17 protein-coding genes are annotated in these 26,215 nt (G+C 52.3%); 14 read left to right on the top strand and 3 right to left on the bottom strand.

Going from position 1 to position 26,215, the window contains the following annotated elements:
• Positions 1-35: 35 nt before the first annotated feature.
• Complete coding sequence (gene mnmC / locus ACK3CJ_RS16810; RefSeq protein ID WP_409523368.1) at positions 36-1,277, bottom strand: FAD-dependent 5-carboxymethylaminomethyl-2-thiouridine(34) oxidoreductase MnmC; 1,242 nt, start codon at positions 1,275-1,277, stop codon at positions 36-38.
• Between the two features lie 138 nt (positions 1,278-1,415).
• On the opposite strand from mnmC, the gene rfaH reads away from it, so the two are divergent.
• The 4 genes from rfaH (at position 1,416) to ACK3CJ_RS16790 (ending at position 5,483) form a co-directional block, all read left to right on the top strand.
• A complete protein-coding gene (gene rfaH, locus ACK3CJ_RS16805; protein WP_409523367.1) occupies positions 1,416-1,907 on the top strand; it encodes a transcription/translation regulatory transformer protein RfaH in 492 nt (163 codons plus the stop codon).
• 69 nt (positions 1,908-1,976) lie between these two features.
• Entirely contained in the window at positions 1,977-2,990 is a 1,014-nt protein-coding gene (locus ACK3CJ_RS16800) for an NAD-dependent epimerase (RefSeq protein WP_409523366.1), read from the top strand.
• Between the two features lie 9 nt (positions 2,991-2,999).
• A complete protein-coding gene (tviB, locus tag ACK3CJ_RS16795) occupies positions 3,000-4,277 on the top strand; it encodes a Vi polysaccharide biosynthesis UDP-N-acetylglucosamine C-6 dehydrogenase TviB (protein WP_409523365.1) in 1,278 nt (425 codons plus the stop codon).
• A 126-nt stretch (positions 4,278-4,403) separates the two neighbouring features.
• Positions 4,404-5,483 (top strand): MraY family glycosyltransferase, encoded by a 1,080-nt coding sequence (locus ACK3CJ_RS16790; protein WP_409523364.1) that lies wholly within the window; start codon positions 4,404-4,406, stop codon positions 5,481-5,483.
• Here the strand turns inward: ACK3CJ_RS16790 and nadC are convergent.
• Positions 5,473-6,315 (bottom strand): carboxylating nicotinate-nucleotide diphosphorylase, encoded by an 843-nt coding sequence (gene nadC / locus ACK3CJ_RS16785; protein ID WP_409523363.1) that lies wholly within the window; start codon positions 6,313-6,315, stop codon positions 5,473-5,475. The genes ACK3CJ_RS16790 and nadC overlap by 11 nt on opposite strands.
• 76 nt (positions 6,316-6,391) lie before the next feature.
• On the opposite strand from nadC, the gene ampD reads away from it, so the two are divergent.
• Positions 6,392-6,952, top strand: coding sequence for a 1,6-anhydro-N-acetylmuramyl-L-alanine amidase AmpD (gene ampD, locus ACK3CJ_RS16780; protein WP_409523362.1), 561 nt, complete (start codon positions 6,392-6,394; stop codon positions 6,950-6,952).
• A gap of 181 nt (positions 6,953-7,133) precedes the next feature.
• Positions 7,134-8,336 carry a methionine gamma-lyase gene (locus ACK3CJ_RS16775; protein WP_409523361.1) on the top strand — a complete coding sequence of 401 codons (1,203 nt, stop codon included), beginning with the start codon at positions 7,134-7,136 and terminating at the stop codon, positions 8,334-8,336.
• Positions 8,337-8,340: 4 nt separating this feature from the next.
• Here ACK3CJ_RS16775 and ACK3CJ_RS16770 read toward each other — a convergent pair whose 3' ends face one another.
• Positions 8,341-9,153 (bottom strand): SPOR domain-containing protein, encoded by an 813-nt coding sequence (locus tag ACK3CJ_RS16770; protein ID WP_409523360.1) that lies wholly within the window; start codon positions 9,151-9,153, stop codon positions 8,341-8,343.
• Positions 9,154-9,302: 149 nt separating this feature from the next.
• On the opposite strand from ACK3CJ_RS16770, the gene ACK3CJ_RS16765 reads away from it, so the two are divergent.
• From ACK3CJ_RS16765 to ACK3CJ_RS16730, 8 genes are all read left to right on the top strand, one after another.
• Positions 9,303-10,157 (top strand): metal-dependent hydrolase, encoded by an 855-nt coding sequence (locus ACK3CJ_RS16765; protein WP_409523359.1) that lies wholly within the window; start codon positions 9,303-9,305, stop codon positions 10,155-10,157.
• On the top strand, positions 10,147-10,971 hold the full coding sequence (locus tag ACK3CJ_RS16760; protein WP_409523358.1) for a class I SAM-dependent methyltransferase: 825 nt from the start codon (positions 10,147-10,149) through the stop codon (positions 10,969-10,971). The genes ACK3CJ_RS16765 and ACK3CJ_RS16760 overlap by 11 nt, the downstream gene beginning before the upstream one ends.
• 95 nt (positions 10,972-11,066) lie before the next feature.
• The gene (locus ACK3CJ_RS16755; protein WP_409523357.1) at positions 11,067-13,487 is read left to right on the top strand and encodes an EAL domain-containing protein; all 2,421 of its coding nucleotides are present in this window, start codon (positions 11,067-11,069) and stop codon (positions 13,485-13,487) included.
• Between the two features lie 39 nt (positions 13,488-13,526).
• Positions 13,527-14,774 carry a capsule biosynthesis protein gene (locus ACK3CJ_RS16750; protein WP_409523356.1) on the top strand — a complete coding sequence of 416 codons (1,248 nt, stop codon included), beginning with the start codon at positions 13,527-13,529 and terminating at the stop codon, positions 14,772-14,774.
• Positions 14,775-15,569 (top strand): SDR family NAD(P)-dependent oxidoreductase, encoded by a 795-nt coding sequence (locus ACK3CJ_RS16745; protein ID WP_409523355.1) that lies wholly within the window; start codon positions 14,775-14,777, stop codon positions 15,567-15,569. It abuts the gene before it with no gap.
• A complete protein-coding gene (locus ACK3CJ_RS16740) occupies positions 15,570-17,120 on the top strand; it encodes an LTA synthase family protein (protein ID WP_409523354.1) in 1,551 nt (516 codons plus the stop codon).
• A gap of 79 nt (positions 17,121-17,199) precedes the next feature.
• The gene (locus ACK3CJ_RS16735; RefSeq protein ID WP_409523353.1) at positions 17,200-24,780 is read left to right on the top strand and encodes a type I polyketide synthase; all 7,581 of its coding nucleotides are present in this window, start codon (positions 17,200-17,202) and stop codon (positions 24,778-24,780) included.
• Positions 24,781-26,106: an aminotransferase class I/II-fold pyridoxal phosphate-dependent enzyme gene (locus tag ACK3CJ_RS16730; RefSeq protein ID WP_409523352.1), complete on the top strand. Its 1,326-nt coding sequence runs from the start codon at positions 24,781-24,783 to the stop codon at positions 26,104-26,106.
• Positions 26,107-26,215: the final 109 nt, after the last annotated feature.

The following is a 26,215-nucleotide window of genomic DNA, read 5'->3' as shown; positions in this document are numbered from 1 at the left end:
TTTGATGCTTGAATGATCCAAAAGTTTAAGTGTGATTATAATTGGTTACGAATCAATTTTTTGATGATGAAACGTGCTGGGTGAACCAGGTCACTCATAGCGTTTTCAAGCGGCAGTGGTTCATCACAGATCTGGGCTGCAAGCAGTTCAGCGCTGATCGGGCAGGTGATCAAGCCTTTTGAACCATGGCCCGCGTTGATATAAAGCCCGTCATGGAAGCTTGCAGGGGTGCTGAAACGCCAGTTGGCGTCGTCACGCAACTTGCCATAGTGCTCGATAAAACTATCGAAAACCGGAGCAGGCCCGACAGCCGGCAGGTAATCCGGTGTGGTGCAGCGAAAGCCGACACGCCCCTCCTTAATGCTGGCCGTATTCAGTGCTGCAAAGCCGGGCAGAGCGGCAACAAGCTTCTCCAGATTTTCCTGCTGATCCTGAATAGTCAGTTTTGCGTCGTGATTATGCAGATTGAAGCTCGCACCAAAGCAGTAACGCCCATGCAAGGCGGGTGAAATATAACCATCACCACACACCACGGTCTTGATATGGGGGAGGCCAGGGGAGGCCTCGACATAACTGGTCTGGCCTCGTATCGGTTTCAGGGGGAGGTGGTGCAGTGGTTCAAACGCTGCCGCTTCTGCTGCCCCACAGACGACTACGACAGATGCTGAATACTGTGTTCTATTTGCTGTATCAAGCATCCATCCATCCTGGGTTCGATTAATGCGCTTAACCTCACAGCCGGTGATCAGCTCGATCTGCGGATGCTCAAGTAACCAGTGGCAGAAGGCCGGAGGCGAAACCCAGCCAGCAGATGGAAAGAACAGTCCACCAGCGCCGACTTCACTGCCGGCAATGGCGGTGGCTGTTGTCTGATCAACCCATTGCACCAGCTCAGCGCTGTAATGAGCCAACTCAATCAACTCCTGTTGCCGTTTGGCCTCCTTGTCGGTCAGTGCCAGTTGCAACACACCACATAAGGACACCATATCAGGGTGTGTGTGCATCAGAGGAGCCAGCAGACGTGTGACCTGTTGAAAGCCCGCCAGATGAAAATCGCTGTGAGCGGTGGGACGCGCCGAGAGCTTGGCATAGAGTGCTCCCTGAGGATTGCCTGATCCGGCCTGAGCAGGCTTATTCTGGCGCTCGAGTACCTTGACCCGTATCCCACGCTCTGCCAACGCGCGTGCCGTAGTGGCTCCGGCCAGACCTGCGCCAACGATAATCACCGCTTCAGGGCGCTCAGTTGGCTGTCGTGAGAACCAGATAGGCTGTTTCACAGAGAGTCCCCGCTTAATTTTTGCTGCATAACTTTTGTCAGTTAACTACTGCTGGGCTGTAATCAACGCATAGCGCGCAGTATAATGCCAGAAAGGATGATCAGGCTGAAGGTTCAGTTTGGAACAGAGGACGAAGTAATGACTGAACGGGCGTGGTATCTGGTGCAATGCAAGGCGGGGCAGACGGGGCGTGCAGACGAAAATCTGCGCAACCAGAACTATGAATGTTTTCTGCCGATGCTGGAAGTGGAGCGTATCAAACGCGGTCGGAGGACACGTGTTGCCGAGCCGCTGTTTCCCGGTTATGTGTTTGTCCATCTGGATAAAGTAGAGGATAACTGGGGGCCGATACGCTCAACTCGCGGCGTGTCACGTATTGTCTCTTTCAACGGTATGCCGCTTCCAATCAATGATGAAATTATTGAAGAGCTGGAATCGAGATCCCGGTTGTCAGACGCGCTTCCTGTTATACAGAAAGGTGATCGTATCCGCATTACGTCCGGCCCTTTCAAGGAGTTGGAAGCTATTTTCGACTCTTTTGACGGTGAACAGCGTGTCGTGATTTTACTTGAGCTGCTTCATACTCAACAGCGCCTGCACTTGCCGATAGATAGTGTGCTGAAAATATGAAAGCACTTATATGCTAAAGTACTTATATATGAAAACCCTGATTAAGAGTGCTTATATGACGGCCCTTACATGAAAGTTCTGGTCACAGGTGTTGCCGGATTCATCGGCTTTCATGTTGCGCGTGCCCTGCTTGAGCGAGGAGACGAGGTTATCGGTATCGATAATCTCAATGACTACTATGAGGTCTCACTCAAACATGCCCGTCTGAAAGAGCTTGAGCCCTATGGCCAGTTTCGTTTCAACAAGATGGATATTTCTGATCGAGCAACAGTTGCTGAACTTTTTGCACGCGAAAAACCTCAGCGAGTGGTACATCTGGCGGCCCAGGCAGGTGTCCGTTACTCGATCGAAAACCCACATGCCTATGGCGACAGCAACCTCACAGGCTTTCTGACGATTCTGGAGGGCTGTCGGCAACAACAGGTCGAACATCTGGTGTTTGCGTCCTCCAGCTCTGTTTATGGAGCTAATGAGACCATGCCTTTCAGCACAGCGGACAATGTGGATCATCCGGTATCGCTTTATGCCGCCACAAAAAAAGCCAATGAGCTGATGGCACACAGCTATAGTCATCTATATGGATTACCAACCACCGGGTTACGTTTTTTTACCGTATACGGCCCCTGGGGGCGTCCAGATATGTCGCCATTTTTGTTTGTCCGGGCTATTTTGTCCGGACAACCGCTGAAAGTATTCAACTATGGCCAGCATCGTCGGGATTTCACCTATATTGATGATATCGTAGAGGGTGTTATTCGCTGTCTTGATCGGATTCCATCCGGCAATACCAACTGGTCGGGTATGACACCTGATCCGGCGAGCAGCCGTGCCCCCTGGAAACTATACAATATTGGTAACAGCCAGCCGGTTGAGCTGCTGAGGTATATTGAACTTCTTGAGCAGGCGCTGGGTCGGACCACTCATAAAGAGTTGTTACCCTTGCAACCGGGTGATGTCGAACACACTTACGCCGATGTTACCGAATTGATCCGTGATACGGGTTATGCCCCTCAGGTATCGATAGAGGAGGGGATCACCCGCTTCGTTGCCTGGTATCGTGCTTTTTATACTGATTCAGTTTAAGGATTTTGAATGCTGCAGCTCCATGAAATCAGAATCGCTGTTATCGGCATGGGTTATGTCGGCCTGCCGTTGGCGGTCGAGTTTGGCAAGCAGTTGCCCACACTGGGATTTGATATCAATCAAGCACGGCTGACAGAGCTGGAGTCAGGTAATGATGCCACACTTGAAGTCACTGCTGAGGAACTGAAATCCTCCACACATCTGACATTCAGCGCCAACCCCGAGGCGCTGATGCAATGCAATGTGTTCATTGTAACCGTGCCGACTCCGATCAATGACAACAAGCAGCCTGATCTGACGCCGCTGCTGAAAGCTTCTGAAACCATCGGTGGGGCCCTGAAGCAGGGGGATATCGTCATCTACGAATCGACGGTTTATCCCGGTGCTACGGAAGAGGATTGCGTACCTGTGCTGGAACGTGTCTCCGGGCTGGTTTTCAATCAGGACTTTTATGTCGGTTACAGCCCGGAGCGGATCAATCCGGGGGATCGCCTGCATCGTGTCACCACTATTAAAAAAGTAACGTCCGGCTCCACGCCGGAAACGGCGGATCTGGTGGATGCGCTGTATCTGTCGATCATCACAGCCGGTACACATAAGGCGAGCAGTATCCGTGTTGCGGAAGCTGCCAAGGTGATCGAGAACACCCAGCGGGATCTGAATATTGCGCTGGTGAATGAGCTGGCGATCATTTTCAACCGGTTGGGGATCGATACACTGGAGGTGTTGGAGGCAGCGGGTACCAAGTGGAATTTCCTGCCCTTCCGGCCTGGGTTAGTGGGCGGTCACTGTATCGGGGTCGATCCCTATTATCTGACCCACAAGGCGCAAAGCGTCGGCTATATTCCCGACGTGATTCTGGCCGGGCGTCGCATCAACAGCCATATGGGGGCTTATGTTGCCGGTGAGATGATCAAGGCGATGCTGCGCAAACGTATTCATGTGCTGGGTAGTCGTATACTGATTCTGGGCCTGGCATTCAAGGAAAACTGCCCGGATCTGCGCAACACCAAAGTGGTGGATATCATCACCGCCCTGAAAGAGTTCGGAGCCGAGGTGGATGTGCATGACCCCTGGGTTTTGCTGGATGAGGCCAAAGAGGAGTATGGTGTTGTACCGGTAGCTGTACCGGCCTCTGGCAGTTATGACGGGATTATTATTGCCGTTGCACACGACACCTTTCGCCAGATGGGAGCTGAAGCGATCCATGCCTATGGCAAGGACGATCATGTGGTTTACGATCTTAAGTATGTGCTGGATAAGGCGGAGTCTGATATCAGGCTCTGATCAGAAAAATACGGAACGGCAGGTTTGCTCTGTTTTGGTGCAAAACGGGTCCGAAATGTGTACGAAAATTGAATTTCGGGCCAACAAATCGGATAATGCCGGACATTGAGTTTAAAAGGATTGCAGATGACCTCCCTCTGGGTGTTGATACCTATCATCACTGCGGCTTGCGTGCTGACTGCCATGATGCGTCGCTATGCGCTGTCACGCAGTTTGCTTGATATACCGAATGAACGAAGCTCTCATACAGTACCGACACCAAGAGGTGGAGGCATTGCGTTTGTTGCTGCTTTTTTTGGCTCTACTCTGCTTTTTGCAGCAACCGGTGTTGATCAGATGGGCTGGGGAATGTTACTGGCGCTGATTCTCGGAGGAGGCTTGATCGCCCTGATAGGTTTTCAGGATGACAGAATCTATATTCCGGTTCGATACCGCCTGTTGGTGCATTTTATAGCTGCAATCTGGGGTATCTACTGTTTGGGTGGTTTCCCGGATCTACCGTTCTTCGGGGTTGAGGTCAAGTTTGGTTGGGCTGGCTGGCTGTTTGCAGCTTTCTATATAGTCTGGCTATTGAACCTCTATAACTTCATGGATGGACTCGATGGATTGGCCAGCCTTGAAGCTGTCACCGTCTGTATTGGTGGCGCACTGGCCTATTGGGTGGCAATGACCAGTAGCGGACAGGCAGTCAGTATGACCGACAGCGCGATACTCCTGCCGCTCTTTCTGGCGGCATCAGTGCTTGGGTTTTTGCTCTGGAACTTTCCACCGGCAAAAATATTCATGGGCGACGTTGGAAGCGGCTTTCTCGGTTTCACCATCGGTATGCTGTCGTTGCATGCTGCCTGGATTGAACCGCAGTTGTTCTGGAGTTGGCTGATCCTGTTGGCTGTGTTTGTTGTGGATGCTACGTATACACTGCTGTGTCGCTTGGTCAGAGGGGAGCAGATCTATCGTGCTCACCGAACCCATGCTTTCCAGTATGCATCTCGGTTACTGGGTTCGCATCAGCAGGTGACGGTGAACGTCGCGCTGATCAATGTGATCTGGCTGATGCCAATGGCGTTACTGGTGGCAATAGGGCGCATGGATGGGGCGCTTGGTGTGTTGATCGCCTACCTTCCATTGCTGCTGCTGGCTGTTAAACTCAAGGCCGGGCAACCGGAAACTATCGTGGTTGCTGATCTGGCGCGTGTCAGAAGATAATCCGCATCGACAGATCAATCGCCCGGCAGTGTTTGGTCAGGGCACCTATCGAGATAAAATCCACCCCGGTTTCAGCAAAGCTCAGAAGTGTCTCATCGGTGATATTGCCTGAGGCTTCCAGCTTTGCCCTGCCTGCTGTCAGTTTGACCGCTTCGCGCATCTGATCGGGTGTGAAATTATCCAGCATGATGATATCGGCATTCGCATTCAACGCTTCCTGCAATTGCTCCATGCTCTCTACTTCCACTTCAACCGGCTTGCCGGGGTGAAGGGTCTGAGCAGTTTTGATGGCCGGGGTGATGCCTCCACAAGCCATGATATGGTTTTCTTTGATCAGAAATGCATCATACAGACCAATGCGGTGGTTATGACACCCGCCACAGCTGACGGCGTACTTCTGTGCCAGCCTCAGCCCCGGTAGTGTTTTGCGCGTATCCAGCAGCCTCACTCCTGTCGTGGCAACACGCTGTGCATAGCGGTAACTGGTGGTAGCAGTACCCGACAGCGTCTGCAAAAAGTTAAGCGCGGTACGTTCTGCCGTCAGCAGTGATCTGGCTGAGCCTGACATGGCGAAGAGCAACCCACCTGGTTCGACCTGATCACCATCTTTGACATGCCATGTCAGCTCGACACTCGGGTCGACCTGATGAAACACTTCATCCACCCAAGCAGCACCGCTGATCACCGCAAACTCGCGGCTGATCACCCGGGCTTTAGCCTGAGTGTCGGCAGCTATCAAATCGGCAGTGATATCACCCGTGCCGACATCCTCCTGGAGTGCATTCAGGACATTTTCTTTAATGGTTGGGTACAGAGTAGTCAGATCCAGCATGCCGGTGTGTCATTCAGTTGCTATAGTAGAGCGCAGTTTAATGGAAAATCGTTTCCTGTCACAGCGGAGCAGAGTATTGAATAGGTATTTCAGCCTTGAGGAGCATCTTTTGGCACCGGCAGAGCAGGAGGCATCGCCGAACTACAATGAGCGACCAGTCGGTGAAATCTCGCTGTTGGTAATCCATAACATCAGCCTGCCACCGGGCGAGTTTGGCGCAGGCTACATCACGGATCTCTTTTGTAATCGACTTGATCCTGATGCACACTCCTATTTTGCCGAGATAGCACATCTGCAGGTATCGGCTCATCTGCTGATCACCCGTACCGGCCGCGTGATTCAATATGTGCCCTTCGATAAGCGAGCCTGGCATGCTGGCGCTTCCTGTTTTGAAGGGCGTGAGAACTGCAACGACTTCTCCATCGGTATCGAGTTGGAGGGTACGGATGATACCCCCTACACCTCAGAACAATACGATGTGCTCAGCGCCGTGACTCGTGTGCTGATGCAGACCTACCCCGCGATTACAACAAAACGAATTACCGGACACTGCGACATCGCACCCGGCCGCAAAACCGACCCCGGCCCAACCTTTGACTGGCCGCGCTTTCTTGATTCCCTTGAATCGATGCCGTGAAGAAATTCGAGATGGGGTGCTTTCTGTCTCAGTATGAATTAATTGCGGCATAATATGCCAAAAATTAACAATTTATACCTATAAATGGCACAAATTCGCCTCTGGAATCACGTTATTCTGAATGGCATAACCACTGTGGCTCAGTTCACAGCGCCAGATAACAAGATAAAGAGAGCGAATCATGTCTGCAAAAAAAGATCTGTCCTTCTCGACCCGTGCTATCCACAGTGGCTACGATGCCAGCGACAGTCAGGGGAGTCTGACACCACCTCTCTACCTGACCTCTACCTTCTCTTTCGACAATGTTGAGCAGGGAGCTGCACGTTTTGCCGGTGAGGAAGCGGGTCATTTCTATAGCCGTATATCCAACCCGACCCAGGAGCTGCTGGAGACGCGTCTGGCAGATCTGGAGGAGGGTGATGCAGCTCTGGCTACAGCGTCTGGCATGGGTGCTATCAGCGCAACACTATGGACCCTGCTGTCGCCGGGTGATCGGGTTGTGGCGGATATCACGCTTTATGGCTGTACCTTCGCGTTTCTGCGTCACTCATTAGAGCGCTTCGGTATCGAGATTGTTTTTGTAGACTGCACCGATCTCAAGGCGGTATCTGCTGCTCTGACTCAGAACACGCGCGTCGTCTACTTCGAGACCCCGGTCAATCCCAATATGCGCCTGACCGATATCCGTGCCATCAGCGAGCTGGTGCATGGCTATGATCCTGATATCAAAGTGATGGTCGACAGCACCTACTGCACACCTGCACTGCAAAAACCACTGACACTGGGGGCGGACCTTGTGGTTCACTCCGCCACCAAATATCTGGGTGGGCATGGCGATCTGATCGCTGGTGCCGTGATCGGTAAGGGGGATCTGATTCAGCGTATCCGTCTTGAAGGGCTCAAGGATATGACCGGTGCGGTTATCTCGCCCTTCACCGCGTTTCTGGTGATGCGTGGCCTGAAAACATTGGAACTGCGGATGCAGCGGCACAGTACCAGTGCCACCTGGCTGGCAGAAAAACTGCAGGATCACAAGGCGGTTGAAATAGTGTACTACCCTGGCCTGGCCTCCAACCCCTATCATGAACTGTGCAAGCAGCAGATGAGCCAGTCGGGCGGTATGATCGCTTTTGAACTCAAAGGTGGCTATACCCAGAGCGTGCGCTTCATGAACAGCCTTCAACTGATTAAACGCGCCGTCAGTCTTGGGGATGCCGAAACACTATGCCAGCATCCGGCGAGCATGACTCACTCCACCTATACTCCAGAAGAGCGTGCCGCACACGGCATCTCCGAGAGCCTGATCCGTCTGTCAGTCGGGTTGGAGGATGCTGGTGATATTCTGGCAGATATCGAACAGGCACTGCAGCAGGCGATGATGTAACCCTTTACAGTCTGCCGACAAAACAGTCCTGGCCCTGTGACTTCAAACGTTCGCACTCAACGTTGGCTAAGCGGATGTCGTTGAAGGGGCCGAGTTGCAGGCGGTAGACATTACGACCATTGTTGCGCGTCGAGAGGTTGATGAAGGGGGTGATACCCTCAGGAAGTTGATGACCATAGCGTTGCTGCCACTGTACTTGGGCTTTGTTGGCTGAGGCTTCATCCATCAGTGCGGCAACCTGCACATAGTGTCCGGTGCCTGGAGATGGTGCGCTATCGTTGTAAGTCTGTTTAACGATCTCTACTGAGGTATGTTCAGCGTCCACTGCAACTGAATCGTCTTCCCCCTCGGTGGCGGCCAATAAGGTTCTGCTGAGTTGCTGTGCTTCACGTTGTTGCTGCGGTGTCAGCAACCTGGACATTTCGCTCCGTATCGACAGTGCTTCCGGCAAGGCCTGCTCAGCAGCCAGTTGCAACCATGCAAAGGCACGTAGTTTATCGTGCCCCAGCGCAGCATCCTGATGGTAAAGAAGGGCCAACAGATATTGTGCGCGTGCATCGCCTTGTAGTGCTGCCTTGTACCACCAATCGTATGCGGCCTGAGTGCGTGGCGAGTCATCAAACGCAAGGTAGTAGAGCGCGCCCAAGTCCAGTTGTGCGGCGAGATTGCCAGCCTCGGCCGCTGCCAACAGGTCTTGTTCTGTCTGAGACGGGTTTGGTTCATTAGTATATGTATCGATCTGCGCCTGGGTGTGACTACTCGCGATTGATATGAACAGAGTCAACAGCAGCGGGATTAAACGTTGGAAATGGGTCATTCAGTACCTCTGAAAAAATGGACTTTCAACTGAATTCAAATACTTGTTGATGCCTGGTCGAAGTGGGTTGGATCGTTTGAAGTGATTTACCCGACTGAGTAAATAGGTTAGATTGCCTGCAGATATCAGTTTACAGCAGGAACATTACCTTGAGCACTTCCAGTCTGATCAGACCCAGAAACCTGCGCTTTGACTTGCCTGAGAGTCATCAGCGGGACTGGTTTGAGCAAGATGCAGTCAAGACAATTTATTGTGATGCTCTTTCCCTGTTATTTCCAGAGGGAGAGCGTTTTTTTATCAGATCGGTCAAGCATTATGTGAACAAGCTGGACAACACCAAGCTGCGGCAAGATATCGAGGATTTTTGCATTCAGGAGGCCTATCATACCCGTGAGCATGAAGCCTACAATCAGCTTCTGGCAGAAAGTGGCTATGATGTCGAAAAAATGGAAGCGCGAGTTAAGCATGCTCTCGCGCGCCTGAAAAAACCACTGTCCAAGTTGGCTTTCACGGTCGCTGTCGAACACCTTACCTCTACTTTGTCATACATGATTTTGAGTGATCCACGTCTGCTTGAGCGATCTACCCCCGCTTACCGCGACCTCTGGATCTGGCACGCCATCGAAGAAACAGAGCATAAAGGGGTGGCGTATGACCTTTTTCTGGAGGTGACTCGGGAGCTGTCACCCTGGAAGCGGTATATGTTTCGTTGCTCCATGATGCAAGTGGTGACAATCGAGCTTCATCGTGTTCAGTTTGCTAATTATCGGGATATGTTGAAGACAGCTGGATACAAAATAGGCGCTCTCACCTGGTTGCGTGCTTTTTCTCTGTTGTTTGTTCGTCCTGGCTACTATCGACGTGCTCTTGGATACTACCTGCGATTCTACTTACCAGGTTTTCATCCTTGGAAAAATGATGATGGAGCGCTTTTGAGTGCAGCTCGCGAGCGGTTTGAAGCTCAATCTTCGACACATGAACAGAGGGTGTCTGATGCTGGATAAAGCATTCAAGCGGTTCCTGAGTTCAATCAATCAGGGAAGTGCGCCAGCCTGGTTGCAAAAAGGTCTGTGGAAGGGCTGGTATAGTTTACTGGCAAGGCGCTGGCGTGATGACGGCTGGACATTCATGAACTACGGATGGGTGCCGCCTGATGAACAGCCGCAGATCGAGCTGACGCCACAGGATGAGCCTGATCGCTATTTTATCGGCCCCTATTTTCTCTTGGCCCAACTCACAGAGCTGGAAGGTAAATCCGTGCTGGAAGTTGGTTCCGGGCGAGGTGGCGGTGCTTCTTACCTGGCGCGTTATCATCAACCGCTTCATGTGATTGGTGTGGATTACTCAGGAGCGGCAGTCGACCTCTGCCGACGCCTGCATGCTCAGGTTGGGCAACTGAGTTTTCAACAAGGTGATGCGGAAAACCTGCCTTTTGATGATGCCAGTTTCGATATACTGCTCAATGTGGAATCCTCACATTGCTACGGTAATATGGCGCGGTTTGTATCTGAGGCAGCCCGGGTTCTCAGGCCTGGAGGCAAATTTGGCTGGGTGGATCTGCGTGGGCCCGATATGATGACTACAACCGAACAGGCGTTTACGCACCCAGCACTCAAACTGCTTCACGAGCAGGATATAACCGCTCAGGTCGTCAAAGCACTGGATGCCGCAAGTGAGCGTAAAGCCACTGCAATCAATCGTCTCAAAGTGGGTGGCGAACTGCTCCGCCAGTTTTCAGCGATGCCGGGGTCTGCGCTGCACAAGGGGCTGAAATCTGGGCGTGTTCGTTATCTGTGCCGTATCTATGAGCGATCCTGACAGTGGCGGGTAAAAACCGGATACGCATCACAGTTTTTCTAACCTCTCTTCTGCTATTGCTATTGGCTCTGCTACTCAGCATTGCGGGCTATCTGATGCCCGGAAAGGCAATCAGTGGACAGATTATTCCTTTGTGGATACCGCTGGGTATCGTTTTGACGGCAACATTGCACTATGGCAGGTCGTTGTTGCCAAGCCGAAAAGAGAGAAAAACAGATAAGCGGTTTCGATTGGCATTGCAGCTCGGTGCGGTGCTGCTCAGTGTGGTTGGTTTGAATCAGCTTTACATGAAGCATCTGGATGAGCAGGTGGGGCGTGCATTTCAACAGGATGTCAAAGTGCTGGATGCCCAGATTCAGGCGATCGTACAGCAAAATCTGGCTGAGCTGGCCAGTCTTGAACAACTGGTTATGCCAGGGAAACAGGTTGATCCCGCTGAGTTCAGGCAGGCGGTGCTGAGGCTTCAGGCCAGTAATGCCTCGGTTCTGGCCTATTCCTGGGATCCCATTGTGCCGCGCGATGAGCTGGGTCTTTTTGAACGCAGAACACGGCGATTACTGGAGGACCCAGGCTATGCGGTTTATGGTGAATCGATCGAGCCGGATGATCCGATTATTCCCGTGCAGTTTGTAGAGCCGCAGGAGCACAATCGCCCGGCGTTGGGCTTTAATCTGCTGTCGATTGAGGATCGGCGCAACTGGGTCATGCTGGCGCAGTCTCTGGGGCGGCCGGTCGTGACCCAGATTCTGAATCTGACACAGGCCCCCGATGAACCGGGGCTGCTGATTCTGCATCCGGTCTATACCCTTGTGGAGCCGAGTCATCTGCTGATGGGCAACAAGCAGCTCTCTGGTTATATGGTTGGGGTATTCACCGTACAGCGTATGTTTGATGCGGCATTGAAGCGTGCCGGGATACAGAATATTGAGTTCAGTCTGTATGAGCAGCATGCACCGGATCCTTTCTTCCAGACGCTCGGCAGCGTGGCGCAACAAGGGGCCAGCGACGAAGCACTTTTCGATGTGGAGTTTGCTCAACAGATTTGGCGTATACGTGCAATTGCCGGTCCTGAGTACCGAGCGCAGCATCCTGTCAGCAGTGCCAAGTTGATGCAGACACTGCTGGTCCTGGTAGGCTGCCTCGGCGGGCTTTTGATTCTGGGAATGCATGATCGTGAACGCTTGCTGCTGGAACAGGTCAAGCGACAGACGCGAAGCCTGGCTTATCAGGCAAGGCATGATGATCTCACCGGGCTACCCAATCGCTTGAGGCTGACCGAGCGGGTTCGTGAGCGGCTCACAATTGAGCGGGGTGTGGCGTTCAGTGTACTATTCATAGACCTTGACCGCTTCAAGATGATCAATGACAGCTTGGGGCATCAGGTCGGGGATCAACTGCTCAAGCAGATGTCTGCCCATCTGCAGCTCAAGCTAGCCGATGGCTGCGAACTGTTCAGAACTGGCGGTGATGAGTTTATTTTGCTGGTCAGTGGGCCGCATGAGCAAGTTTATGTCGAAGCGGAACGCTTCATCTATCTCTGTGCTTTGCCCCTGCAGGTGGATCATCACAATCTACAGGTCACGGCCAGTATCGGTATCAGCCACTACCCGGAACATGGCGAGGACCTCGATACGCTTATCAAACATGCCGATACCGCCATGTATCGCGCCAAGGCTCGGGGTAAAAACTGCTTCGAAGTCTATGACACGGTATTGACTGATGCAGCAGTTGAGGCGTTCCAACTTGAGCAGGATCTGCGGGTAGCGCTGCAAGAAAAACAGCTGATACTGCATTATCAACCTCAATATTCCCTGCAAGATCAATCGATTTGCGGCCTTGAAGCGCTGGTGCGTTGGCAGCATCCTGAGAAGGGCTTGTTGCCGCCGGGCCAGTTTATTCCGCTGGCAGAAGAAACCAATCTTATCATGCAGCTTGGATGGCAGGTGATAGAGATGGCGTGTGAGCAGATTCTGGCCTGGCAGGAAGAGGGGTTGGAACTACCCCCCGTCGCGGTCAACATCTCGCCCCCGCAATTGTTGGAGGTGGATTTCATTCAGCATATCAACTTGATTGTTGATCGCTATCGTGTGCCTCGAGGATTGCTGGAGTTGGAAATTACGGAGAGCTTGATCCTGCAGGATCCTGATATGTCGATCGACCTGCTGGGGCAACTCAGGCAGGCGGGTTATCGGTTGGCACTGGATGATTTTGGCACCGGTTACTCCTCATTAAGCCGTTTGAAGCAGCTCCCGTTGGACCGCCTGAAAATTGATTACAGCTTTACGCGGGATATTGGCAAAAATCCCAAGGATGAGGCGGTCATTCTGACAGTGATCGCTCTGGGACGCAGTTTGAATATTGAGGTGCTGGCCGAGGGTGTAGAAACAGAAGAGCAGTTACAGTTCCTGCAAAAACAGGGGTGTGACAGTGTGCAGGGATTCTTGCTTAGCCGACCGACCACTGCAGATAAATGTGCTATCATGCTCGGTCTGGGGCAGTCAGTGGATGCTTCATAGTGCAGGCCGTAAGCTGTTTGAAGTAAGGAAAACTGTGCAGTGAGTCAGGTGAGACGTTCTTTTTTGCTGCTTCAAGGTGTATCTTCCCCTTTTTTTGCACGCCTGGCTGACCATCTCAAAGCACAGGGGCATCATGTCTACAAAATCAATTTCAATGCCGGTGACTGGTGTTTCTGGACGCCTCGCAGCTCCCATTCCCACCGCGGTACGCTTGCTTCTCTGCCGCAGTTGATCGAGCATATCTGGAATAAGCACGAGATTACTGACCAGATACTCTTTGGTGACAGGCGCCCAGTGCATCGTTATGCAGTAGACAAGGCGGAACACTGTGGCATCAGGACACATGTTTTCGAGGAGGGGTACTTCAGGCCTTACTGGGTAACGCTTGAACGTGAGGGTGTGAATGGTCACTCTCTTTTGCCTCGCGATCCGGTCTGGTTTCGACTGGCCGCCGATGTGGTTCCATCGGAGCGACCATATCAACGTTTCCGCTCTCCGTTCAGAAAACGCGCTGTCAATGATGTGCTGTATCATCTGCCGGGCTTGATCAATCCACTCCTCTATCCGGGATATCGCACACATGCATTGGAGAGCGCACCGCAGGAGTATGCTGGTTTCCTGGCTCGTTTTGCCCGAGAGGGGTACTGGAAGAAGCGCGACAAAAAAAGGATCGACAGACTGCTGACATCGTCTGATCCTTTTTTCCTGTTGCCTCTTCAGCTTAACTCAGATGCTCAGATCCGCGATCATTCGCGATTTACCTCCATGCAGGAAGTCATAGAACTGGTCATGAGCTCGTTCGCAAAACATGCGCCATCGGAAACTCGGTTATTGATTAAAAACCATCCGCTGGACTACGCCTTCAACCACTACCCTGATCTGATTTCCAAGCTCAGTCGTTTTTATGGCATTGAGGGCAGAGTCGTATATGTTGAAACGGGAGACTTGAATCAGATTCTGCCCAGAGCTGCAGGCTGTGTCACTGTCAACAGCACGGCAGGTATGGTTGCGCTTGAGCACTCATGTCCGGTAAAAGCATTGAGTGATCCGATCTACAACATGCCGGGATTAGCGTTCCAGGGTACGCTGGATGAGTTCTGGGTCGACGCTGATTTTATTGATACTGAACTGTTCGCTGATTTTTGCTCAGTCACCTTCTACGCCACTCAGGTTAATGGTGGTTTCTATTGCAGCGAAGGCATAAATATTGCCGTGAATAATGTTGATAAAATCTTAACTTCTGCGATTTCACCACTTGAAGAACTATTGCAATTGACGGGGGTCTGAGTGACGAGGAATAGACAGCAGCCTGGCACAGTGCTTATTACAGGTGCGACCGGAGCGATAGGTGGTGCATTGGCAAGACATTATGCTGCATCAGGTGCCACGCTCTATCTTCAAGGGCGCAATGAGGCTGTGCTTCAGTCTATCAGTCGAGAATGTCAGCAACTGGGCGCCAGGGTAGAGGTGTTTGTGCTGGACCTTTCCGATCAGTTACAGCTGTTCGATTGGCTGGAGACGCTTAAGCAGATGGCTTTGCCAGATCTGGTCTTTGCCAATGCGGGGATGAACATCAATACGGGCCCTGATAATCAGGGTGAGTCATGGCAGGCAATGGATAAACTGCTGGATCTGAATGTGAAATCAACAATGGCACTGATCCATCATATGGCGCTGTTGATGCGGCAGCGTGGTTCAGGTCAGTTGGTGCTGATCAGTTCACTCGCAGCCTGGTTCGGTCTACCGGTTACGCCCAGCTACAGTGCCAGTAAAGCGGCTGTAAAAGCCTATGGTGAAGGGCTTCGCGGCTGGCTGGCGGGCAGTGGGGTAGGCGTGAGTGTGGTCATGCCCGGCTATATTCAGTCCGATATGTGTGAGGCCATGCCCGGCCCGAAGCCGTTTATGCTGACCCCAGCACAAGCTGTACAGCGTATCTCAAAAGGTGTTGCCCGTAACAGGCCCCGGATCGTATTTCCTTGGTTGCTGGGTTATGGCTGCTGGTGGTTAACGGTTCTGCCGCCCGGACTGTCGCAGTGGATTCTGCAAAAGCTGGATTATACTCCGCACAAGCCTGGAGTCTGAATGCTGCTATTGATTGAACTGCTGGTACCTCTGTGTTGCTTGTTGTTGGGCGCCACATTGCTGGAACTGAAAATCAAGCCGGGCGTACCATCCTGGCAGGCAAGGCCACTATCGAGCTGGTGGGTGCATCTTGGCTGCGTGACGCTTTTCTACTGCCTCTATCTGCTGGTCTCACAGCGTCCCTGGTTCGCCGCATCCGGGGTGTTGGCGCTCTACTTTATCCTGCTGATGGTCAATAACGTTAAATTCGACTCGCTTAAAGAGCCGTTTGTGCATCAGGATTTCGAGTATTTCACAGACGCAATTCGACACCCTCGCCTGTATCTGCCGTTCTTTGGGGTGGCCAGAACACTGCTTGGTGTATTGGTATCACTCTTGGTTGTCGGTGCTGCGATATGGGTTGAACCCTCACTGTCGGCCTCTTTTCAGCTGCTACACTGGCTGGGAGTGGTTGGAGTGCTGCTCATAGTGGCGCTGGTGATGACGCTGTATGCCTGCCGTTATCTGCCCGAGATGCGAGTCCGGCCTGCCGAGGATCTGGCGAGGATCGGCTTTTTGCCCATGCTGTGTGCCTATATCCGTCTGGCATGCAGGCCGATGAAAATTGATCGGCCTACGCGCCTGGAGCAGGCAGCTCAACCCCTGCTACAGTCAGGGAGCAGTCCTGGAGCGGAGAAAAAATCCCTGCCTGATCTTATCGTGGTTCAGAGTGAATCCTTTTTTGATCCCAGGGTCGCCTATCCCTTCATTCGCTCGGATGTACTGGCAAATTTTGACCAGGCATGCCTTGCGTCTGTGCAGTATGGTGAACTGACTGTTCCGGCATGGGGGGCAAATACGGTCAGAACCGAATGTGCGTTCCTGACCGGTCTGACTGAGCAGGAGCTCGGCATACACCGGTTCAATCCTTATCGCCAGCTCCTCAAACAGCCGGATCTGCCCAATCTGGCAGGATTGCTGAAGCAAGCGGGCTATCAGACAATCTGTATACACCCCTATCCCCAGAGTTTTTACCAGCGTGACCAGGTATTTAAACATCTCGGTTTTGATCAGTTTATTGATATCCGCAATTTTGAAGCAGATGAGTATTGTGGTCAGTATATCGGTGATCAGGCTGTGATGGATCGGGTTGAGGCTCTGATGTCAGAGCCTGCTGCTCAGCCGCGATTCATTTTTGTCATCACGATGGAGAATCATGGGCCGTTGCATCTGGAAAAACCACTGCCAGGCAGTAAAGGTCTTTTTTATCAAACAGAAGCGCCACCAGAGTGCGAGGATTTGACGGTGTATCTGCAGCATCTCAAAAATGCAGATAACATGATTGCGCGTCTGACCGCTCTTCAGAAGGCATCTTTCAGGCCTTGTGTGGTGGGCTGGTACGGAGATCATGTGCCGATTATGCCTGATTTGTACGGTCGCTATGGTGAACCCAATGGGGGAACTTGTTATTATATCAACACGGCTCATTCCGAAGGTTTCAAACAAACCATCAAACCGATTGATATGAGTGCTTTCACAACAGAACTGCTGCGGTACGTGGTGTGTGAATAATTTTTTAGTGTGACTCATCTGGCTGAATCAAGAGATGAGTACTTAGTCATTGTTTTAATGGATGCAAGATTGGTTATTCATGGATAAAACTGTAGCAATTATCGGTTATTCATTCAGGTTTCCCGGTACATCACAAGCCAGATTCTGGCAGGATCTACTGGATAAAAGGGATCTGGTTACAGAAGTGGCGGATGATCGCTGGGCCAAAGAAACTCTGTTGCATCCCGACAAGCGTCACGCCGGTACCAGTTACAGCTTTGCGGCAGGCAGTCTTGGTGATATTTCCGGGTTTGATGCTGGCTTTTTTGGCCTGTCCCCCCGTGAACTGACACATATGGACCCTCAGCAACGGATGTTGTTGGAAATGAGCTGGGAAGCAATCGAATCTGCCAATATGCCTCCATCGCAACTCCGTGGCAGCCGTTGTGGCGTCTATATCGGAATTGCCAGTGGTGATTACGGGTATCGCTATTCTGATGACTTCAGCGCAATCGATGCCAATACGGCAACGGGTACCTCGCCCAGCATAGCGGCAAACAGAATATCCTTCATGTTTGATCTTCACGGACCAAGCATGGCCATGGATACCGCTTGCTCCTCATCCATGATTGCATTCCATCAGGCCTGCCGGGCAATTCAAAGTGGCGAGATCTCAACGGCCCTGACAGGGGGCATCAGTCTGCATGCTCATCCGATCGGCTTTTTGATGTTTTCCAAAGCCACCATGCTGTCACCGACAGGCCGCTGTCAGGTGTTTGATGCCGATGGCGATGGATATGTCCGTTCAGAGGGTGGTGGAGTCTTTCTACTCAAATGCTACGAACAGGCGTTAGCCGATGGCGATCCGATCCTTGCAATTGTTGCCGGCTCCGCTGCTAATGCTGATGGCAGCAAATCAGGGCTGACGATCCCGAATGCCGATGCACAGGTCGCGTTGATGGAGCAGGTTTATGCCAAAGCAGGCATCAGTGCTGACGACATCACCTATCTTGAGGCTCACGGTACGGGCACCCCGGTCGGTGATCCAATTGAGACGCGTGCGATAGGTCTTGCACTGGCGCAAAAGCGTTCAAAGCCGCTACCTATTGGCTCCATTAAAAGTAATCTGGGACATCTGGAAACGGCATCAGGTGTCGCGGGGCTTGCCAAGGCACTACTCAGTATCCGGAATCGTACGATTCCAGCAACCATCAGCATGAAAACGCCAAACCCCAATATCCTGTTTGATGACTGGAATATCCGGGTTGTGACAGACACGCAACCCTTGTCTGAATCCGGCGTCCTGACCATAGGGGTTAACTCCTTCGGGTTTGGTGGAGCAAATGCGCATGTCATTCTGCAGTCTCCTCCGGAAACGGTCACACAAAATGCGCCATGCCAGACCTGTCAGCCAGATAGGCTGGCGGGCGCAAAGCTTCCGATCAGGATAACGGCTCGCTCACCAGAGGCGTTGAAGGCGCAGGTGCTAGCCTTATCGGATTTTCTGGCCAACAGCGAAGATGAGCTTTACAACATCGCCTGGTCGACCATGTTCCGTCGTGAACATCACCCGCATGGCCTTCTTATCTTTTCAGACAGCAAGCAGAGCTGTCGCGAACAGTTGCAGGAATTTGTTGAGAAGGGTGAGGCAGGGCAGGTTTATCGTGGCGATAAAGTCGAGTCTGCCCAAGGGCCCATCTTTGTCTACTCAGGTAATGGGTGTCAGTGGGAAACAATGGGGCGGACACTGCTGGAGCAGTCTGAAATTTTCCGCCGGGCGGTAGTTTCTGTCGATCAGATTTTCCAGCAGCACGCTGGTTTTTCACTGGTAAAAGAGATTCAAGGTGAAAATGGAGCGGGTCGCTTCGAACGTACAGAAATAGCACAGCCCGCCCTGTTTGCATTACAAGTAGGTATTACAGAACTGTTACGCTCGCAGGGTGTGCAGCCAGTATCGGTAATCGGACACAGCGTGGGTGAAGTAGCTGCAGCCTGGGCTTCTGGTGCACTGAGTCTGGAACAAGCCGTCAAGGTGATCTTCTACCGTAGCTATCATCAGGGCAAAACGGCCGGTCAGGGTCAGATGACAGCAGTAGCATTGCCAGTAGATGAGATAATGCACTGGCTGGAGCAATCAGAATACAGGCAGATCAGCCTTGCCGGTATCAATAGCCATCGCGGGGTCACTCTGGCTGGCGATGCGGATCTTTTGACAGCGCTTGAATCTGAACTGAAGCTACAGGGTGTGCGACTCAAGCGTCTGGATCTGGACTACGCGTTCCATAGTAGCAAGATGGATCCGATAGAACACGGGGTCAGGGAGGATCTCAGTGCCATAGTGCCTGTGAGCACGCTGGTGCCCTTTATTTCTACAGTCACGGGCAGTGTGCTTCACGGCGAAAATCTCGGTGCCGAGTACTGGTGGGACAATATTCGACAGCCAGTGCAGTTCCAGTCTGCTGTTAATCAACTGCTGGAGCAGGGTAACAACACCTTCATTGAGATAGGTGGTCACCCTGTACTCAGCAGCTACCTGCATGAAGCGCTTCGCGAAGCAGATCAATCGGGCGCTGTTATCCCGACAGTCGCGCGTCAGCAAGACCATATCAGTGCTATCAATCAGTCGATCGCTCAGTTTGTGCTGAGTGGCGCCGTAAAGGATTATTCACACTGGTTTCCGGTCAGTGGGCAAAGTGTCAGCTTGCCCGGATATGTATGGCAGCATGAGTCCTATTGGCATCCTGTAACAACAGAAGCAATAGGCACACTGAGTCGGCATTACGTACACCCTCTGCTGGGCTACAGAACCAAGCAGCGGCAGCCTACCTGGCAAAGTGAACTGGATACACAGCGATATCCCTGGCTGGCTGATCATAAAGTGGGAGGGGGCGTCGTTTTCCCCGGTACCGGATTCACAGAGTTGGCACTGGCTGCAGTCGTACATCTGCGTGCGCCTGAGGTGATAGCCATGGAGGATCTTGAGATTCTCTCTCCGCTATTGCTGGATGACAAAAACAGCAAGTCAATGCAGATTCAGATGGACAGCCAGACCGGATCTATCCACGTTTATAGCTGCGATAAGCAGCGTTCTGACGAGTGGAATCTGCATCTGCGTGCTCGTGCGCTGAGCGAAACCGTTGGTAGTGAGTTGAACGTCACAGCACCAGTGCTGCCTGTTCGTCAGCCAGACTTCACCCGTTCAGAACATCATGCAATCGCATCCGAGATAGGCCTGGATTACGGACCTGCTTTTCAGGCGATCAGCCATGGCTGGGTTGATCAGCGCAGCGTGATCGGTGTGTTCGATATTACACCCGAAATAGCAGCAGACGTACCTGCACTGATCTTGCATCCCGGGATACTGGACAGCGCTTTTCAGCTTCTGATTCAGCTCTTGAAAGAGCAACTGCAACAACAAAGCGGAATCGTCTTTGTTCCCACTCAGATTGCGTCACTGCAGTTGAGAACAGCCTGCTCAGGCATTGCTCCGACCATGACCAGAGTCACCCTTCTCAAACATTCTCCGCACTCGCTGTTGGCAAAAGTTGAACTTTTTGCAGCAGATGGTCAGGCAATGGCTGTTATGGACGGTGTTCGTTTGCGGGCAGTTGCCTTGCGCAAAACACATGAGCAATCGATCAGCCACCTTAATTATTCACTGGTGCCTGTGTCATTGCCGACTCAGCAGGCCCCTCAATTGCCGGAATCATCCGCTTGGCTGCACGAGCTTTCTCAGTTGCTGAGCAGCCAGGAAGCGTTCGAGACCTATATCGGTGAAGTGGAGCCGCTGCTGGATGCTCTGTCTGAAGCCTTTGTGCTTAAAGCGCTTTCAGAGCTTGCAGTGGATGATGGGGTGTTACAAGAGCTGCCAGTCAATCTGCTGTCACAGGTGTTGCTTGCCCAGGCTCATGCAGAGGGCTGGGTGAGTGATGAGCACCCGCCGCGGTTGTTGATGCAACCCGAAACCGATCCCGCTGTGATCTGGAACCTGCTGGTGCAGGATTATCCTGCTCATGTATCGCTGACGCACATGGTTGGGCGGGCAGGGCTACATCTGCCAGCGTTGTTACGACAGCACATGACGGATGATCATCCGGTTCCCGGCAGGCAACAATATGCGCAGGCATTAAAAAACTCACTGGGCGAGCAACTGCTGTCGGTGCTGACCTGTGCGTTGGCTGCTCGTATGGAAAAAATTCAGGAATCCCTTCAGCCCGGTCAACGCCTGAGTGTGGCTGAAATTTCAGCCGGACTTCCTCTGGCAACAGATGGCATCTGCCGCAAACTGGATTTTTCAGTCAGTGACTACACCTGTCTTTCAACCAGTGCAGATACATTGGCAGAGTTGAGTCAGCATTTGCACGACTATCCACTGATGCAACTGGGTCATATCGATACAGAAGCGCTGAAAATAAAGTGCCATACTGGCTCTGCCATACCCCTGCTGGACCAGGTTGTTATACATCTGGATTTTATGGCCTTGTCGCAGGCGCAAACCGTGCTGCGTATGCTGCGCCCTCAGCTCAGACCGGATGCCCAGATCATCATGCTTGTGCACCAGCCCACCTACTGGCTTGATCAGGTTTTTGGTGCCAATGATGATTGGTGGATCGATGCCAGCCAATCACAGCAGGCCACCCCTGAGCAGTGGCAGGCAATGCTCAAAGAGCTGGGTTATCAGGTGGTGGAGGCAGTGCCTCTGAGCGATAACGAGCGTGGAGCTGTCTTGATCTCTGCTGTTGCTCCGCAATCATTGCCTGAAGAGGGTGAGGCAGCAGATAGTGTGACACCGGAGCATTGGTGCCTCTTCACCGATCAGGCGGATGCTCAGTTACATCTTACGCATTGCCTGACACAGGCGCTGGAGGCAAAGGGTATTCGTGTCAGCGTTTGTGATACAACCGATATTACGGCTGAAGATGCCCATAAACTGCATGACTTGATCCCTTCAGCGGATGTGCCACCCACCAGGGTGGTATTGATCAGCGGACTGGAAGACACCAATCCGGTGATAGACGCGCAGACACGCCGTTGTCGGCTGGCAACAGCACTGGTCGGTGAATCTGAGCGATATCAGTCTCAGCCGCAGGCGATCATCCTCACGCGTGGCGTCGTCGCGATGTACGATTATCAGAACGCAGCGCCCAATGCTGATCCTGAACCAGTGGCGTCAGATGCTGCTGTGTGGGGATTTGTTCGAACCTTGATGAATGAATACCCACAGGTACCTGTTCGTCTGGTCGACTTACCAGCGGCTGATGATAGTCGAGCCTTATCCTCGCTGGTTGAGGCGATTAATGAGCTCCATGAAGATGAACTCTTTATCAGCAATGATGGCAGTTGTGCTGCACCGCGGCTTCGCAATCAGGAAGAAACCGTCTGTGAGGATTCTATAGAGCAGGGCAAGTCGTCACAGACAACTCTGACGTTGGGATTTGACCTGCCAGGTCAGTTGAGAAATCTGCACTGGTATCAGAAAACTCTGCCATTGCCTGCTGCCGACGAAGTACAGATCGACGTGAAGGCGACGGGCCTCAACTTCCGTGATGTGATGTATGCATTGGGGTTGTTGTCTGATGAGGCGATAGAAAACGGTTTTTCCGGACCGACTATGGGCCTTGAGTTTGCTGGTGTGGTGACCCAGGTTGGAGCCCACATCACACAGTTTGTTAAAGGCGATCAGGTGGTTGGCTTTGGGCCGGCCAGCTTTACCACGCGGATGTGTGTCTCGGCCGATAATCTGACCCTGATACCTAAGGGCATTGATTTTGCTGGTGCTGCCACCATCCCGACCACCTTTTTTACCGTCTATTATGCGCTTAAACATCTTGCAAGACTGGAGCCAGGCGAGCGCGTACTGATTCATGGTGCTGCCGGTGGTGTAGGGCTGGCTGCGATTCAGATTGCGCGCCTGCTCGGCGCCGAAATCTACGCCACGGTCGGTTCTCAGTCCAAGCGTGATTTTCTGACACTGCTGGGTGAGGACAGGGTTTTTGATTCACGCTCGCTGACATTTGCTGAAGAGATACTGGCATCTACACCCGATGGGCAAGGGGTGGATATCGTCCTCAACTCCCTGGCGGGTGAAGCAATCAATCAGAACTTACGCGTACTCAAACCGTTTGGTCGTTTTCTGGAGCTCGGTAAACGTGACTTCTACGAAAACACAGCAATCGGTTTACGTCCTTTCCGGAACAATATCAGTTATTTCGGGATCGATTCCGATCAGCTTATGAAACTGCGTCCAGAGCTGACTCAACGGTTGTATGGTGAAATGATGGGGATGTTTGAGGCGGGCGATTTGCATCCGCTGCCCTATACCCAGTTCCATGCCGACCATGTCATTGAAGCGTATCGGTACATGCAGCAGGCCAAGCAGATAGGTAAGGTCGTCATAACCTATCCACAGGCACCGCAGGCGTATCATCCAGAGAGTGTAAAACGGGATTTCGACACTCAGGCATTCCAGATAAGTCCAGACAGTACCCATCTGGTAACCGGGGGGCTGAATGGATTCGGTTTGCGGACTGCTCAGTGGTTAGTGGAAAAAGGCGCAAGGCATCTTGTACTGATCAGTCGCAGTGGACCCGTCACCGAGGAAGCGCAGGCGGCCATAGCTCAGTTCGAGTCACAGGGCGTTGCCGTGCACGCTTGTGCCTGTGATGTCACCGACCGTGATGCACTTGCCGCCTTGCTCAGTCAGCTGTCCGGTACTATGCCGCCGCTGAAAGGGGTTGTTCATGCAGCAACCGTTTTTGAGGATGGGTTGGCAAGGCACCTGAGTGCTGAACAGATTCGTCAGGTTCTGGCGGTGAAAATATCAGGGGCGCAGAATCTGCATCAGCTCGTTGGTGCTGAGCTGGAACTGTTTGTGCTCTTCTCTTCCGCCACCACCTTGTTCGGCAATCCGGGGCAAGGTAATTATGTGGCAGCCAACCATTGGCTTGAGGCGCTGGCAATGTCCCGCCATCGTCAGGGGCTGGCTGCTACCTGTGTGCGTTGGGGTGCGATTGATGATGTTGGTTATCTGGCCAGAAATCAGAAGATAAAAGAGGCCCTGGAAGGGCGAATGGGTGGGCGTTCGCTCAGATCTGATCAGGCGATGCAGCAGCTTGAGCATCTGCTCCTTCGGCAGATACCGCTGATGGGTGTAATGGAGCTTGAATGGCCAGCCATGGCTCGTTTTCTGCCCAACTCGGATGCAGCTAAATTCCACGAGATTGCTGCGCGTGCAGATGAGTCAGATGGCGGCGAAAACGCTCAGGCAGAACTGCTGGCGCTGCTGGAAACACAATCGCCCGAAGAGCAGATCAAAACCGTGACCCAGATCCTGGCCAGTGAGCTCAGCAAAATTTTGCTGATTTCTGAAGAGAAACTGGATGTGAATCGATCCGTCTATGATATGGGGTTTGATTCATTGATGGGTGTTGAGCTCATGACGGCGATAGAAAACCGATTTGGTGTTCAGTTATCTGTCATGGCGCTGAGTGAGGCACCGACGTTGACCCGTCTGGCAGAACGCCTCACCAGTCAGCTGAATGGAGAAGAAGGGCAGTCCTCAGATGAGGGCGGTGATATGGAAAATGTTGCTGTACAACTTGCTCAGCAGCACGGCGTGACAGATGAGATCAAGGACAAACTGGCTGAAAAGCAGTCAGTCGCATTGGAGCATAAGGGCTGAATGAAGAAAACCGGCGCGACAGAACTACTCAAGCAGAAGCTTATTGAGCAATCACTCAAGCGTAAGCTTAAAGTGGCAGAGAAACCAACGACCGCAGGGCTCTTTTCGCGCGGTATGAAGGACCTCTCAGCTTATACGGATTTTGCGAGCCATCCTGGCCATAAACAGATCCGCCTTATTCGCGAAGGGTCGGCGTTGCTGGGGGTTCCGGATCCCTTCTTTCGGGTGCACGAGGGTAGCTCGGGTGCGACAGCGCAGATAGGTGGCAAGACATATCTGAATTTTTCCAGCTATAACTATCTTGGTCTGTCTGGCCATCCGGAGGTGAATAGAGCTGCGAAGGCCGCCATTGATACCTATGGTACCTCAGTGTCTGCCAGCCGCATGGTGTCTGGCGAAAGGCCATTGCATCAGATGCTTGAAGCTGAGCTGGCCAGGGCATATCAGTGTGAAGATGCGTTAGTGTTTGTCAGTGGCCATGCCACCAATGTGTCTACGCTTGGTTATCTTCTAGGCCCGAAGGATCTTGTGCTGCATGACGAGTTCATCCACAACAGTACTCTGGTGGGGGCTGAGCTGTCGGGCGCGCGCCGTATCTCCTTCAAACACAATGATACAGACGCGCTGGAGAGTATTCTCTCCGAACAGCGTGATCGATACGAACGGGTTCTGATTGTGACAGAAGGGCTGTTCAGTATGGATGGCGATATTCCGGATCTGCCAAAACTGATCAGTTTGAAAAAGCGTTATCACGCCTGGTTAATGGTCGATGAAGCTCACTCATTTGGCGTGCTGGGTAAGACAGGGCTGGGAATACGTGAGCACTTTTCGCTTGAGTCATCCGATGTCGATATCTGGATGGGCACGCTCAGCAAGAGTCTGGCCAGCTGTGGGGGGTATATTGCCGGGAACCGAATACTGATTGAAATGCTGCGTCATTTTGCGCCCGGTTTTTTATACAGTGTTGGCATGCCGGCCCCTCAGGCTGCTGCTTCACTCGCTGCGCTTGAAGTGATGGAAAGAGAGCCTGATCGGGTGCATCGACTGCATCGAAACTCAATGTATTTCATGCAAAAGCTGAAGAGTATGGGGTTCAATATCGGGGCAGCCAATGGATATGCTGTTGTGCCGCTGATCACTGGAAGCTCACTTAAGGCCGGTCGTATGACGGCAGAATTGTTTGAAAATGGGATAAATGTTCAGCCAATACTCTACCCGGCTATTGCAGAAAAAAGCGCCCGGTTGCGTTTTTTCATCAGTGGTGAACATACAGAAGAACAACTGGAGCAGGCGCTTAACTCGATCAAGCAACTGAAGATTAGATAGATGCCTGTTTGAATTTGAACAGTGATTTTAAACTGGTGCACTGGAATGCAAGTTGCTACTATGCAAAATAGTGCTGCAGGCCGCGTGGGCACGTCATGTGGCAATGAAA

It is taken from the genome of Nitrincola salilacus, assembly GCF_046271865.1.
Lineage (GTDB): Bacteria > Pseudomonadota > Gammaproteobacteria > Pseudomonadales > Balneatricaceae > Nitrincola > Nitrincola salilacus.
This window is presented reverse-complemented; position numbering and strand designations above follow the sequence as displayed.

What these genes read in the sequence shown, in the direction of transcription:
- ACK3CJ_RS16775 (WP_409523361.1), top strand. Translation starts at nt 7,134, where the DNA reads ATGTCTGCAAAAAAAGATCTGTCCTTCTCGACCCGTGCTATCCACAGT.
- tviB (WP_409523365.1), top strand. Translation starts at nt 3,000, where the DNA reads ATGCTGCAGCTCCATGAAATCAGAATCGCTGTTATCGGCATGGGTTAT.
- ACK3CJ_RS16800 (WP_409523366.1), top strand. Translation starts at nt 1,977, where the DNA reads ATGAAAGTTCTGGTCACAGGTGTTGCCGGATTCATCGGCTTTCATGTT.
- ACK3CJ_RS16790 (WP_409523364.1), top strand. Translation starts at nt 4,404, where the DNA reads ATGACCTCCCTCTGGGTGTTGATACCTATCATCACTGCGGCTTGCGTG.
- nadC (WP_409523363.1), bottom strand. Translation starts at nt 6,315, where the DNA reads ATGCTGGATCTGACTACTCTGTACCCAACCATTAAAGAAAATGTCCTG.
- ACK3CJ_RS16760 (WP_409523358.1), top strand. Translation starts at nt 10,147, where the DNA reads ATGCTGGATAAAGCATTCAAGCGGTTCCTGAGTTCAATCAATCAGGGA.
- ACK3CJ_RS16755 (WP_409523357.1), top strand. Translation starts at nt 11,067, where the DNA reads ATGCCCGGAAAGGCAATCAGTGGACAGATTATTCCTTTGTGGATACCG.
- rfaH (WP_409523367.1), top strand. Translation starts at nt 1,416, where the DNA reads ATGACTGAACGGGCGTGGTATCTGGTGCAATGCAAGGCGGGGCAGACG.
- ACK3CJ_RS16735 (WP_409523353.1), top strand. Translation starts at nt 17,200, where the DNA reads ATGGATAAAACTGTAGCAATTATCGGTTATTCATTCAGGTTTCCCGGT.
- ACK3CJ_RS16730 (WP_409523352.1), top strand. Translation starts at nt 24,781, where the DNA reads ATGAAGAAAACCGGCGCGACAGAACTACTCAAGCAGAAGCTTATTGAG.
- ACK3CJ_RS16740 (WP_409523354.1), top strand. Translation starts at nt 15,570, where the DNA reads ATGCTGCTATTGATTGAACTGCTGGTACCTCTGTGTTGCTTGTTGTTG.
- ACK3CJ_RS16770 (WP_409523360.1), bottom strand. Translation starts at nt 9,153, where the DNA reads ATGACCCATTTCCAACGTTTAATCCCGCTGCTGTTGACTCTGTTCATA.